General features: G+C 62.2%; 10 protein-coding genes and 2 pseudogenes. 9 read left to right on the plus strand and 3 right to left on the minus strand.

The genetic code is table 11. The features are described from left to right. Positions 1-60: 60 nt before the first annotated feature. From ACSQ3I_RS00255 to ACSQ3I_RS00290, 8 genes and pseudogenes are all read left to right on the plus strand, one after another. Positions 61-165 (plus strand): annotated as a pseudogene (locus tag ACSQ3I_RS00255) (hypothetical protein); the annotation flags it as partial. A 246-nt stretch (positions 166-411) separates the two neighbouring features. Beyond that, positions 412-2,835, plus strand: a pseudogene (infB, locus tag ACSQ3I_RS00260) (translation initiation factor IF-2); the annotation flags it as partial. A 215-nt stretch (positions 2,836-3,050) separates the two neighbouring features. Continuing rightward, positions 3,051-3,434: an IrmA family protein gene (locus ACSQ3I_RS00265; protein WP_435995177.1), complete on the plus strand. Its 384-nt coding sequence runs from the start codon at positions 3,051-3,053 to the stop codon at positions 3,432-3,434. A 162-nt stretch (positions 3,435-3,596) separates the two neighbouring features. Then, positions 3,597-4,004, plus strand: coding sequence for a 30S ribosome-binding factor RbfA (rbfA, locus tag ACSQ3I_RS00270; protein ID WP_109458594.1), 408 nt, complete (start codon positions 3,597-3,599; stop codon positions 4,002-4,004). Positions 4,005-4,014: 10 nt separating this feature from the next. After that, a complete protein-coding gene (gene truB / locus ACSQ3I_RS00275) occupies positions 4,015-4,947 on the plus strand; it encodes a tRNA pseudouridine(55) synthase TruB (RefSeq protein WP_435995179.1) in 933 nt (310 codons plus the stop codon). A gap of 171 nt (positions 4,948-5,118) precedes the next feature. Continuing rightward, entirely contained in the window at positions 5,119-5,388 is a 270-nt protein-coding gene (rpsO, locus tag ACSQ3I_RS00280; RefSeq protein ID WP_435995181.1) for a 30S ribosomal protein S15, read from the plus strand. Between the two features lie 393 nt (positions 5,389-5,781). Further along, the gene (gene pnp, locus ACSQ3I_RS00285) at positions 5,782-7,932 is read left to right on the plus strand and encodes a polyribonucleotide nucleotidyltransferase (RefSeq protein ID WP_435995183.1); all 2,151 of its coding nucleotides are present in this window, start codon (positions 5,782-5,784) and stop codon (positions 7,930-7,932) included. A 176-nt stretch (positions 7,933-8,108) separates the two neighbouring features. Next, positions 8,109-9,125, plus strand: a complete 1,017-nt coding sequence (locus ACSQ3I_RS00290; RefSeq protein WP_435995185.1) for a class I SAM-dependent methyltransferase — start codon at positions 8,109-8,111, stop codon at positions 9,123-9,125. A 60-nt stretch (positions 9,126-9,185) separates the two neighbouring features. Here the strand turns inward: ACSQ3I_RS00290 and fabI are convergent, their stop codons facing one another. Genes fabI through fabA form a run of 3 tightly spaced genes read right to left on the minus strand, consistent with a single transcriptional unit; the run spans position 9,186 to position 11,793 of the window. After that, positions 9,186-9,992, minus strand: coding sequence for an enoyl-ACP reductase FabI (fabI, locus tag ACSQ3I_RS00295; RefSeq protein ID WP_435995187.1), 807 nt, complete (start codon positions 9,990-9,992; stop codon positions 9,186-9,188). 6 nt (positions 9,993-9,998) lie between these two features. Further along, positions 9,999-11,219 (minus strand): beta-ketoacyl-ACP synthase I, encoded by a 1,221-nt coding sequence (gene fabB / locus ACSQ3I_RS00300; protein WP_435995189.1) that lies wholly within the window; start codon positions 11,217-11,219, stop codon positions 9,999-10,001. A 58-nt stretch (positions 11,220-11,277) separates the two neighbouring features. Then, positions 11,278-11,793: a 3-hydroxyacyl-[acyl-carrier-protein] dehydratase FabA gene (gene fabA, locus ACSQ3I_RS00305; protein ID WP_435995191.1), complete on the minus strand. Its 516-nt coding sequence runs from the start codon at positions 11,791-11,793 to the stop codon at positions 11,278-11,280. Between the two features lie 331 nt (positions 11,794-12,124). On the opposite strand from fabA, the gene irrA reads away from it, so the two are divergent. Then, positions 12,125-12,544, plus strand: coding sequence for an iron response transcriptional regulator IrrA (gene irrA / locus ACSQ3I_RS00310; RefSeq protein ID WP_109458586.1), 420 nt, complete (start codon positions 12,125-12,127; stop codon positions 12,542-12,544). Position 12,545 lies beyond the last annotated feature (1 nt).

The following is a 12,545-nucleotide window of genomic DNA, read 5'->3' on the forward strand; positions in this document are numbered from 1 at the left end:
GAATTGAACGACAGGTGTTGATGGGTCGCCATCCGCTCCTGTCCGAAGGAACGGAACGGAATGACCGACAACAACGACGACAAGACAATCAGCGTACCGGGCAAGAAGACCCTCACCCTGAAGCCCTCCGGCGTCAGCCAGGGAACGGTGCGTCAGGATATGGGCCGCGGTCGCACGAAAGCGGTCGTGGTCGAAACCCGTAAGCGGCGCCCGATGCGCCCCGAAGACGAAAAGCCGATAACACCGAACGCGCCGCCGGTCGTGGCCGCAAAGCCTGCCGAAACGCAGCAGCCCGTTCAGGCGCGCCCGGCTCCGCAGGCGCCTCAGCCGCGCGTTCATCAACCCAACCAGCAGCGTCCGCAGCAGGGCTACCAGCCGCAGCGCCAGGACCGCGACCGTGACAACCGGGATCGCGACCGCGATCGTCCGCGCGGCGGTGCCGTGCTGCACGGCCTGTCCGCCGGCGAAATGGAAGCCCGCCGTCGCGCGCTGCAGGAAGCCCAGGCCCGCGATATCGAGGACGCCAAGCGTCGCGCCGAGGAAGAAGCCCGCCGCAAGGTCGAGGAAGAAGCCCGCGCCGCCGCCGAACGCGAGGAAGCTGCCCGTCGCGCTGCCGAAGAAGCAGCCGCTGCTGCCGCATCGGCTGCAGCGCCGGAAAAAACCGCGACGGCTGCTCCGGCTGCTGCCGAGGTTCAGGCCAAGGTCGAGCCATCGGTGACGCCGGCTGCCCGCCGTCCCGAAGGCCGCCCGCAGGGTGGTGCGTCGCGTCCGGCCTCCGCGCCCGCCGCAACGCCCGCGGCACCGGGTCTCAACCGCCGCAAGGCGGATTCCGACGAGGACGAAAACCGCGGTGCAAACCGTGGTGGCGGTGCTCCGGCCCGCGGCAAGGTGGTTCGTCCCGAGCCGGCCAAGCCGACCCGCGTCAAGACCGAGGACGAGCGCCGTCGCGGCAAGCTGACGGTAACGGCTGCCAGCGTCGACGACGAAGGCGGCACGCGCACGCGTTCGCTTTCGGCCATGCGCCGCCGTCAGGAGAAATTCCGCCGCAGCCAGATGCAGGAAACCCGCGAAAAGGTTATGCGCGAAGTTATCTTGCCGGAAACCATCACCATTCAGGAACTGTCGCAGCGTATGGCCGAACGGGCCGTCGACGTCATCAAGTACCTGATGAAGGAAGGCCAGATGATGAAGCCGGGCGACGTCATCGACGCCGACCTCGCTGAACTGATCGCCGGCGAATTCGGCCACACCGTCAAGCGCGTTTCGGAATCCGACGTCGAAGAAGGTATCTTCAACGTTGCCGATGACGAAGGCGAAATGCTGCCGCGTCCGCCTGTCGTCACCATCATGGGTCACGTCGACCACGGCAAGACCTCGCTGCTCGACGCCATCCGTCATGCCAACGTTGTTGCTGGCGAAGCCGGCGGCATCACGCAGCATATCGGCGCCTACCAGGTGGAGCAGAACGGCCAGAAGATCACCTTCATCGACACCCCCGGCCACGCGGCGTTCACCGCCATGCGTGCCCGTGGTGCCCAGGCCACCGACATCGCCATCCTCGTGGTTGCGGCCGACGACAGCGTCATGCCGCAGACGATCGAATCGATCAACCACGCCAAGGCGGCCGGCGTGCCGATCATCGTGGCGATCAACAAGATCGACAAGCCGACGGCAGACGTTCAGCGGGTTCGCACGCAGCTTCTGCAGCACGAAGTCTTCGTCGAATCCATGGGTGGTGAAGTGCTCGACGTCGAGGTTTCGGCCAAGAACGGCACCAACCTCGACAAGCTGCTCGAAGCCATCCTGCTGCAGGCCGAAATTCTCGACCTGCGCGCCAACCCGAACCGCACGGCGGAAGGCACGGTCATCGAAGCCGAGCTCGACCGCGGTCGCGGCGCCGTGGCGACGGTACTCGTCCAGAAGGGCACGCTGCGTCCGGGCCAGATCGTCGTTGCCGGCGATCAGTGGGGCCGTGTGCGCGCGCTCGTCACCGACAAGGGCGAACACGTCAAGGAGGCCGGTCCGGCCATGCCGGTCGAGGTTCTCGGCCTGTCTGGAACGCCTGCTGCCGGCGACAAGTTCGCCGTCGTCGAGAACGAAAGCCGTGCGCGCGAAATCTCCGAGTATCGCCAGCGTCTGGCCCGCGACAAGGCGGCTGCCCGCCAGTCGGGTTCGCGCGGTTCGCTCGAGCAGATGATGAGCCAGCTGCAGACCTCCGGCGTGAAGGAATTCCCGCTGGTGATCAAGGGCGACGTGCAGGGTTCGATCGAAGCCATTGCCGGCGCGCTCGAAAAGCTCGGCACCGACGAAGTGCGTGCCCGCATCGTCCACTCGGCGGTCGGCGGCGTGACGGAATCGGATATTTCGCTGGCGGAAGCCTCGAACGCCGCCATCATCGGCTTCAACGTCCGTGCCAACAGCCAGGCCCGTTCGCTGGCCGAGCGTGAAGGCATCGAAATCCGCTACTACAACATCATCTACGATCTGGTGGATGACGTGAAGGCGGCGATGTCGGGCCTGCTCTCGCCGGAGCGTCGCGAAACCTTCCTCGGCAATGCCGAAATCCTGGAGGTGTTCAATATCACCAAGGTCGGCAAGGTCGCCGGTTGCCGCGTCGTCGAAGGCAAGGTGGAGCGTGGTGCAGGCGTTCGCCTGGTGCGCGACAACGTCGTCATCCACGAAGGCAAGCTCAAGACCCTCAAGCGCTTCAAGGACGAAGTCTCGGAAGTGCCGGTCGGCCAGGAATGCGGTATGGCCTTCGAAAACTACGAAGACATCCGCGCCGGCGACACGATCGAGTGCTTCCGCGTCGAACACATCACGCGGACGCTCTAAACTTTCGGGGTCTCCGATCTATGTTACAAACCGCCGGCCTTGCGCCGGCGGTTTTTTCATTGGAGCAATTCCCGCAAAAGTATGAAGCGGTTTTGCCTCCGGAATTGCGTAGAAACAAAAAGGGAGAGCTTTTTCGCGTTTCGGAGAAATGCGGAAATGCTCCGATTGGAAACCGCCGCTGACACGTCATGCGGAGACAGGCACCGGAGATCGTCATGCTGGCCCAGTTCTTTTCCCTCGTCCTCGTCAACACTTACAGCTGGTTCGGCGGCCAGGGTTATTGCGCCTATGATTTTGCCGTCATCGAGCAGGCGAATGCCTACGAGAATGTCGAGATCACCCTGCGCCCGCAATACGATCCGCAGAACACCGCCTCCGGCAACACCGAGCTTCAGGACGAGACGATCACGTTGGAATCGCTCGGCACGTCGGGGATCGATTCGCAGCAGGCCGTGAAGATCGAGACCGATTGCAGCGTTACCGGTTTTGTCGTGGTCAAGGCGCGCGCCGTTCAGGACGGCAAGGCGGTGGATCTGTTGCAACAGAAGGCTGTCGAGATCCAGACGTATCAGCCCTTGCCTTTGACCATCGGGGAATGAAAGCGGGCGCGGGAGCCGCTTGCCAGGCTTCGGAAGCCCCTCCATGCGGCAGATCAGGGCATTTGATGCGCCGCAGGGACGCTTTGTCTTGATTTTTCCCGCGGAACGAGTCATTGCACCGCCTTTATGTGCGTTCCATTGAACGCTGCAAACGGAAAAACCATGACAAGAGCAACCTCCTCAGCGCCTTCGCAGCGCATGTTGCGTGTTGGCGAACAGGTGCGCGCCGCGATCACGCAGGTGCTGCAACGGGGCGAAGTGCGCGACGACCTGATCGAGAAGACGGTGATTTCCATCTCGGAAGTCCGCATGTCGCCCGATCTGAAGATCGCCACCGCCTATGTGACGCCGCTCGGCGTCGCCGACCATACGGGCGTCATCGCCGCGCTCAACCGCAATGCCAAGTTCATCCGCGGCCGGCTGGGCAACCAGCTCCGGCAGATGAAATATATGCCGGAAGTGCGTTTCCGCGACGACACCTCCTTCGACAACTACAGCAAGATCGATGCGCTTCTCCGCTCGCCGGAAGTCCAGCGCGACCTCGATGCTGACGCCGAAGACGAGAAGTAGAAGAAAAAGCATGTCAAAACCCCGCAAGCCCAAGGGCCGGCCGATTTCCGGCTGGCTGATCCTCGACAAGCCGGTGGATTTCGGCTCGACCGAGGCTGTCTCCAAGATTAAGTGGCTGTTCAACGCTCAGAAGGCCGGCCATGCCGGCACGCTCGACCCCTTGGCGTCGGGCATGCTGCCGATCGCGCTCGGCGATGCGACGAAAACCGTGCCTTACGTCATGGATGGTCGTAAGATCTACGAATTCACCGTCACTTGGGGTGAAGAACGCTCGACCGACGATCTCGAGGGCGATGTAACGCAGTCTTCGGACCAGCGCCCGAGCGAAGAGGCGATCCGCGCCCTGTTGCCGAACTACACCGGCACGATCAGCCAGATCCCGCCACAGTTCTCGGCGATCAAGATCGACGGCAACCGCGCCTACGATCTCGCCCGCGAAGGCGAAGTGGTGGAGATCCCGTCGCGCGAGGTCGAGGTTTTTCGCCTGACGCTGCTTGCCTGCCCGGATGCCAATACGGCGCATTTCGAGGTGGAGTGCGGCAAGGGCACCTATGTGCGGGCACTCGCGCGCGATTTCGGTCGTGATCTCGGCTGCTACGGCCATATTTCCCAACTTCGCCGCTCCTTTGTCGCGCCTTTCGCCGAAGAGGTGATGGTGCCGCTGGCCACGCTGACGGCGCTGGAAGCGATCGAGGATCGCGACGAGCGGATCGCCGCGCTGGATGCTTTCCTCATCGATACCGGAGAAGCGCTGTCGGCGCTGCCGCACATCGTCATCTCCGACGACCAGGCGCATCGCCTGAAGATGGGCAACCCGATCCTGCTGCGCGGCCGGGATGCGCCGGTGGCCGAATCCGAGGCCTATGCCACGGCGCGCGGCAAGCTGATTGCCATCGGCGAGATCGGCGAAGGCGAGTTCCGCCCCAAGCGGGTCTTCGCCTGACGGTTGCCGCAACGGGCCGCAAGGACCGGGAAGAGCGTGCCTCTTCCCTTTGCGCCCTGAATGGTTTATAGGCAGCGCCAGCACACGGGCTTCCGTTGCTTTTCGCGGCCAAAGCTGGACGACATCCCGGCTTTTGGCGACTTGTTTCCTCCTCTTAGAAAGGATTGTCCGATGTCGATCACTGCTGAGCGCAAGGCGCAACTCATCAAGGAATACGCAACCGTTGAAGGCGACACCGGTTCTCCGGAAGTTCAGGTCGCGATCCTCACCGAGCGCATCAACAACCTGACCGAGCACTTCAAGGGCCACAAGAAGGACAACCACTCCCGTCGTGGTCTCCTGACGATGGTTTCCAGCCGCCGCTCGCTTCTTGACTACCTCAAGAAGAAGGACGAAGGCCGTTATTCCAAGCTGATTTCCAGCCTGGGTATCCGCCGCTAAGATTGCCTGGCGGGCTGCCTCGAAAAGAGGCGCCCGCCAGTTCTTTAAGGGCTGTTGCCCTTGTACTTCATCCGATGGCGCCTAGCTGTTGCCGCAGTCGGATGCTGTAAGACCGGCAGGCCCGGATGGGCCGGATCTGCCAAAACCAACCGATGACCTGTCATGGGGCAGGATTGCCGGATGCTTTTGCCGAAGTTTTCGGCAGCGGTGCGCTAGAAAACCCGAAAGGGACGTACCGGATGAACGGCCTTGTGTGCCGCGTGCAATGAGGATGCACGCCGCCCGGCCAATGAAGCCTCCCGTTGTCTTGCCCGTGATGTGTCATGTTTATGCGGCTCGAGCCGGTCCCGCACAGCAACGCGGCCCGCTTTCCGCATTCCATAAGGACAAGTTATGTTCGATACCCATACCGTTGAAATCGAGTGGGCCGGCCGCCCGCTCAAGCTCGAAACCGGCAAGATCGCCCGCCAGGCTGACGGTGCCGTTCTCGCGACCTACGGCGAAACCGTCGTTCTCGCCACTGTCGTTTCCGCCAAGGCGCCGAAGCCGGGCCAGGACTTCTTCCCGCTGACCGTCAACTACCAGGAAAAGACCTACGCCGCCGGCAAGATCCCGGGTGGCTACTTCAAGCGCGAAGGCCGTCCGAGCGAAAACGAAACCCTCGTTTCCCGCCTGATCGATCGCCCGATCCGCCCGCTCTTCCCGGAAGGCTACAAGAACGACACCCAGGTCGTCGTCACCGTCGTCCAGCACGACCTTGAAAACAACCCGGACATCCTGTCCATGGTTGCGACGTCTGCCGCCCTGACGCTGTCAGGCGTTCCGTTCATGGGCCCGGTCGGTGGCGCCCGCGTCGGCTACATCAATGGCGAATACGTGCTCAACCCGCATCTCGACGAGATGGACGAGTCGGTTCTCGACCTCGTCGTTGCCGGCACCCAGGACGCCGTGCTGATGGTTGAATCCGAAGCCAAGGAACTCAACGAAGAGATCATGCTCGGCGCCGTCATGTTCGGCCACAAGGGCTTCCAGCCGGTGATCGACGCGATCATCCAGCTCGCCGAAGTTGCCGCCAAGGAGCCGCGCGACTTCCAGCCGGAAGACTATTCCGAACTCGAAGGCGAAATGCTCAAGCATTTCGAAGCCGAGCTGCGCGAAGCCTACAAGATCACCCAGAAGGCCGTTCGTTACGCTGCCGTCGACGCCGTCAAGGCAAAGGTCAAGGCCCACTTCCTGCCGGAAGAAGGCGAAGCCAAGTACACGGCTGAAGAAGTCGGCGCGATCTTCAAGCACCTGCAGGCCAAGATCGTTCGCTGGAACATCCTCGACACCAAGAGCCGCATCGACGGCCGCGACCTGGAAACCGTTCGTCCGATCGTCTCGGAAGTCGGCCTGCTGCCGCGCACCCACGGCTCTGCCCTGTTCACCCGCGGTGAAACCCAGGCGATCGTTGTCGCCACGCTCGGCACCGGCGAAGACGAGCAGTATGTCGACAGCCTGACCGGCATGTACAAGGAACGCTTCCTTCTGCACTACAACTTCCCGCCCTACTCCGTCGGTGAAACCGGCCGCATGGGTTCGCCGGGTCGTCGCGAAATCGGTCACGGCAAGCTCGCATGGCGCGCCATCCGTCCGATGCTGCCGTCTGCAGAGCAGTTCCCCTACACGCTGCGCGTCGTTTCCGAGATCACCGAGTCGAACGGCTCGTCGTCGATGGCTACCGTCTGCGGCACCTCGCTCGCTCTGATGGACGCCGGCGTTCCGATCGCCAAGCCGGTTGCCGGTATCGCCATGGGCCTGATCCTCGAAGGCGACCGTTTCGCCGTTCTCTCCGACATTCTCGGTGACGAAGATCATCTCGGCGACATGGACTTCAAGGTCGCCGGCACCGCCGACGGCATCACCTCGCTGCAGATGGACATCAAGATCGCCGGTATCACCGAAGAGATCATGAAGGTCGCGCTCAGCCAGGCGCAGGGCGGCCGCAAGCACATCCTCGGCGAAATGGCCAACGCCATCACCGAAAGCCGCGGCCAGCTCGGCGAATTCGCCCCGCGCATCGAAGTGATGAACATCCCGGTCGACAAGATCCGTGAAGTCATCGGTTCGGGCGGCAAGGTCATCCGCGAAATCGTCGAAAAGACCGGCGCCAAGATCAACATCGAAGACGACGGCACCGTCAAGATCGCCTCGTCCTCCGGCAAGGAGATCGAAGCGGCCCGCAAGTGGATCCACTCGATCGTCGCAGAACCGGAAGTCGGCCAGATCTACGAAGGCACGGTCGTCAAGACCGCCGACTTCGGCGCCTTCGTCAACTTCTTCGGCGCCCGTGACGGCCTCGTCCACATCTCGCAGCTCGCTTCCGAGCGTGTCGCCAAGACCCAGGACGTCGTCAAGGAAGGCGACAAGGTCTGGGTCAAGCTGATGGGCTTCGATGAGCGCGGCAAGGTTCGCCTCTCCATGAAGGCCGTCGACCAGGCGACCGGCAAGGAAGTTGTCGGCGAAGAAAAGAAGAAGAAGGACGACGGCGAAGCCGCCGAATAATCGGCCACGCTGTTCCGAGTTCGAGGCGCGGGATGATTTCCGCGCCTTTTTCTTATCCGAAGCGCATGATGAGCGGCGACGATCCGCTCCGGCGCTTTCTTTTTTGACAGTTTGCATGTCTTGTCGCAGGACGGATGCGCATTGTGCGCGACATGCTTTAGCTCATGAGGTGTTTCATGGCCCGCGATGCCGTCAAGACCCTGTTCCATCCCTTTGCCAGCGGCGTGGTGCAAAACCCTGTTGCCGGCGAGCGCGTACTCTTTCTCGGCGCCGAGGCGGGTTTTGCCCTGCCGAAAGGTTTTGAAGCGACGCTTGTGCCGGTGCAGGGCCAGCGGGCGCTGTTCCGTCCGTTGCAGGCAAGTTATCCCGATGTGACCCCGGTGCTGGAGGAAGGCGTCTACGACCACGCCCTTGTCCTCTGCGGCAAGCACAAGGGCGAGAATGAAGATCGCATCGCCACGGCGCTGCAGCAGGTGCGCGAAGGCGGCACCGTCGTCATCGCCGGCGCCAAGGAAGACGGCATCCAGTCGCTGCGCAAGCGCCTCGAAGGATTTGGGCTCAATGCCGAATCGACCCCCAAATATCACGGTGTCGCCCTGTCGTTCGTCCGCCCGGCGGATGTGTCTGCTGCCGTCGCCAAGTTCGCAAAGCAGCCGGTGCGTGTCGAAGGCCGGTTCGATACGTCGGCGGGCATGTTCTCACACGACCGCATCGACGCCGGTTCGGAACTGCTGGCAGCACGCCTGCCGGCCGATTTTGACGGCAATGTCGCCGATTTTGGTGCCGGCTGGGGTTATCTTTCAGTGGAACTGGCAAAACGTGCACCGCGGACCAATCGTATCGACCTCTACGAGGCCGATTACGAGGCGCTGGAGAGCGCCAAGGCCAATCTGGCAGCCAACTGCCCGAACACGCCGACACGCTTCTTCTGGCACGATCTGGCGGCGGAAGAGATTCGCGACAAATACGATTTCGTCATCATGAACCCGCCCTTCCATGAAGGGCATGCCGCCGAACCCTCGCTCGGCCAGGCCTTCATCCGCCGCGCTGCCGGCGTTTTGAAGAATGGTGGCCGCCTGCTGCTGGTCGCCAATCGTGGCTTGCCCTACGAGCCGGTGCTGGCGGAGAGTTTCAGGGAGAGCGGCGAGGTTTGCCGCAACGCCCGCTACAAGGTGTTGTGGGCGCGCAAATAAAGCTGGATACGAAAATGGCCGCGAAAGCGGCCATTTTACTGTCTGTCGATCAATTCGTGCTCAATCGCTGTCGGCGCGGCGCAGGTGCTCCAGCGTCGGCATCGAGGTGATGTTGTAGCCGGCGTCGACGTAGTGGATTTCGCCGGTGACGCCGCTGGAGAGGTCCGAAAGCAGGTACAGCGACGAAGCGCCGACATCCTCGATCGTTACCGTGCGGCGCAGGGGCGAATTCTTCTGCTGCCAGGAGAGCATGGCGCGGGCATCGGAAATGCCGGCACCGGCGAGCGTGCGGATCGGGCCGGCCGAAATGGCGTTGACGCGAATGCCGCGCGGGCCGTAATCGCCGGCGAGATACCGCACCGATGCCTCGAGCGCCGCCTTGGCGACACCCATGACGTTGTAGTTCGGCATCAGACGCACCGAACCGCCATAGGTGAGCGTCAGCATCGTGCCGCCCGGACCCATGAGTTCGGCGGCGCGCTTGGCGATTTCCGTGAAGGAGAAGCAGGAGATCACCATGGTACGGGTGAAGTTTTCCCGCGTGGTGTTGGCGTAAAGCCCCTTCAGTTCATTCTTGTCGGAGAAACCGATGGCGTGGACGATAAAGTCCAGGCCGCCCCAGCGCTCCTTGATCGCCGCGATCACCGCATCGACGGAGGCGATGTCTTCGACGTCGCAAGGCAGCAGGAAGTCCGAGTTCAGTTCCGCCGCCAGCGGCTTCACCCGCTTGCCGAGTGCCTCGCCCTGGTAGGTAAAGGCGAGTTCGGCGCCCTGTGCCGCCAGGGCCTTGGAAATGCCCCAGGCGATCGAATGGTTGTTGGCGACCCCCATGATGAGACCGCGCTTGCCCTGCATGATTCCGGTCATGAAATCTTATCCGTTGTAGCGCTGGAAAACGAGCGTGGCGTTGGTGCCGCCGAAACCGAAGGAGTTCGAAAGAACCGTATCGATCTTGGCATTGTCGATGCGCTTGCGCACGATCGGCACGCCGTCGAATTCCGGATCGAGTTCGGTGATATGGGCGCTTTCGCCGATAAAACCTTCCTGCATCATCAGGATCGAGTAGATCGATTCCTGCACGCCCGCCGCACCCAGCGAATGGCCGGTGAGCGACTTGGTCGACTGGATGTGCGGGATCTTGTCACCGAAGACCTCGCGGATGGCGCCGATTTCTTTCGAATCGCCGACCGGCGTCGAGGTGCCGTGGGTGTTGATGTAGTCGATCTCGGTCTTCACGGTGGCAAGTGCCTGGCGCATGCAGCGCATCGCGCCTTCGCCCGAGGGGGCGACCATGTCGTAGCCGTCCGACGTCGCGCCGTAGCCGGTGATTTCGGCATAGATCTTGGCGCCGCGCGCCTTGGCATGCTCCAGCTCTTCGAGGATCAGCACGCCGGCGCCGCCGGCGATGACAAAACCGTCGCGATTGGCATCATAGGCACGCGAGGCGCTTGCCGGCGTGTCGTTGTATTTCGAGGACATCGCGCCCATGGCGTCGAACAGGTTCGACATCGTCCAGTGCAGGTCCTCGTGGCCGCCGGCGAACATCACGTCCTGCTTGCCCCACTGGATCATCTCGGCGGCGTTGCCGATGCAATGCGCCGAGGTCGAGCAGGCCGACGAGATCGAGTAGTTGACGCCGTGGATCTTGAACCAGGTGGCGAGCGTGGCAGAAGCCGTCGACGACATTGCCTTCGGCACGGCGAACGGGCCGATGCGCTTCGGGCTGGTGTTCTTCAGGGTGATTTCAGCCGCCTCGACGATGGTGTTGGTCGAAGGACCGCCCGAGCCCATGATGATGCCGGTGCGCTCGTTGGTGATGTCCTTTTCCTCGAGGCCGGAATCGGCAATCGCCTGCTTCATCGCCACATGGTTCCAGGCGCCGCCCTGCGACAGGAAGCGCATGGCGCGGCGGTCGACCAGGTCGGTCGGATCCAGCGATGGCCGGCCCCAGACATGGCACTTGAAGCCATGCTCGGCGAAATCGGGCGAGAAGGAGATGCCGGACTTGGCATCGCGCAGGGAAGCGGCAACCTCGGCAGCATCGCTTCCGATCGAGGAAACGATGCCCAGACCCGTAACAACCACCCGTCTCATATTCAGGACCTCTTTTTTTCTAAGTGCTTCAGGAAAACGAACTGCGCTCCGATGAGCGTCAGGCCGCCTTTTCCTGGAAAAGACCGACGCGCAGATCGCTCGCCTTATAGATAGTTTCGCCATCGGCTTTCATCCAGCCGTCGGCAATGCCGAGAACCAGGCGGCCGCGCATGACACGCTTGAAGTCGATGCCGTATTCGACAAGCTTCGTCTGCGGCGTCACCATGCCGGTGAATTTCACTTCGCCGGTGGAGATGGCGCGTCCCTTGCCGGGTTCGCCGAGCCAGCCGAGATAGAAACCGGTGAGCTGCCACATGGCATCGAGGCCGAGGCAGCCCGGCATCACCGGATCGCCTTCGAAATGGCAGGGGAAGAACCACAGGTCCGGCGTGATGTCGAACTCGGCGCGGATGAAACCCTTGTCGTTCGGGCCGCCCGTCTCGGAAATCTCGGTGATGCGATGAAACATCAGCATCGGCGGCAGCGGCAGCTGCGCATTGCCCGGGCCGAACATCTTGCCGTGGGAGCAGGTGAGAATTTCTTCGTAGTTGTAGCTCGATTGTTTGGTTGCCATGAACCCTGGTTTCCTCAGAATGCCGCCGGCGGTTCTGCAGCTTTAGAGCAAGATCGGTCCGAATTGAAGTGCAACACGAACAACCTTGCTCCCGCAACCGCCTGTAAGGTGTGATCCTTGCGATCGTTGATGAAGGTTCGCATACAGGAAGCGCAGGCCAGGGACCAGAGGCAAATGGCAAATCCCGGCCTTTGCAGGCCGCTTTGTGGGGTTTGTCCCGATTTACCACCGCTTGCGCAGCTGTCTAAACTATTGAAAGCCACTCAAGTAAAAGTTATATGGCAGAATGTCCCTGGACGAATTTTGAAGAGGAAAGAGCGTTTTGGCCCCCATGACGGCTGAAGGCATCATGACTGTGGAAGCAAGGCTGCGGCGCTACGGACTGCGTCCGACGCGCCAGCGTATTGCCCTTGCCGACCTGCTTTTCGCCAAGGGCGACCGGCATCTGACGGTCGAGGAGTTGCACGAGGAAGCCGTGACCGCCAATGTGCCGGTGTCGCTGGCGACCGTCTACAACACGCTGCACCAGTTCACCGAGGCCGGCCTGATCCGGGTGCTGGCGGTGGAAAGCGCCAAGACCTATTTCGACACCAACGTCTCCGATCACCATCACTTCTTCATCGAGGGAGAGAACGAGGTTCTCGATATCCCGGTGAGCAACATCTCGATTTCCAACCTGCCGGAACCGCCTGAGGGCATGGAAATCTCGCATGTCGACGTGGTGATCCGCCTGCGGCCGAAGAGCCGCTGAT

The organism is Rhizobium sp. LjRoot30, assembly GCF_964253915.1.
Lineage (GTDB): Bacteria > Pseudomonadota > Alphaproteobacteria > Rhizobiales > Rhizobiaceae > Metarhizobium.

Excerpts from the sequence above, each read along its gene's own strand:
- ACSQ3I_RS00265 (WP_435995177.1), top strand. The coding sequence starts at position 3,051 with ATGCTGGCCCAGTTCTTTTCCCTCGTCCTCGTCAACACTTACAGCTGG.
- rbfA (WP_109458594.1), top strand. The coding sequence starts at position 3,597 with ATGACAAGAGCAACCTCCTCAGCGCCTTCGCAGCGCATGTTGCGTGTT.
- truB (WP_435995179.1), top strand. The coding sequence starts at position 4,015 with ATGTCAAAACCCCGCAAGCCCAAGGGCCGGCCGATTTCCGGCTGGCTG.
- rpsO (WP_435995181.1), top strand. The coding sequence starts at position 5,119 with ATGTCGATCACTGCTGAGCGCAAGGCGCAACTCATCAAGGAATACGCA.
- pnp (WP_435995183.1), top strand. The coding sequence starts at position 5,782 with ATGTTCGATACCCATACCGTTGAAATCGAGTGGGCCGGCCGCCCGCTC.
- ACSQ3I_RS00290 (WP_435995185.1), top strand. The coding sequence starts at position 8,109 with ATGGCCCGCGATGCCGTCAAGACCCTGTTCCATCCCTTTGCCAGCGGC.
- fabI (WP_435995187.1), bottom strand. The coding sequence starts at position 9,992 with ATGACCGGAATCATGCAGGGCAAGCGCGGTCTCATCATGGGGGTCGCC.
- fabB (WP_435995189.1), bottom strand. The coding sequence starts at position 11,219 with ATGAGACGGGTGGTTGTTACGGGTCTGGGCATCGTTTCCTCGATCGGA.
- fabA (WP_435995191.1), bottom strand. The coding sequence starts at position 11,793 with ATGGCAACCAAACAATCGAGCTACAACTACGAAGAAATTCTCACCTGC.
- irrA (WP_109458586.1), top strand. The coding sequence starts at position 12,125 with ATGACGGCTGAAGGCATCATGACTGTGGAAGCAAGGCTGCGGCGCTAC.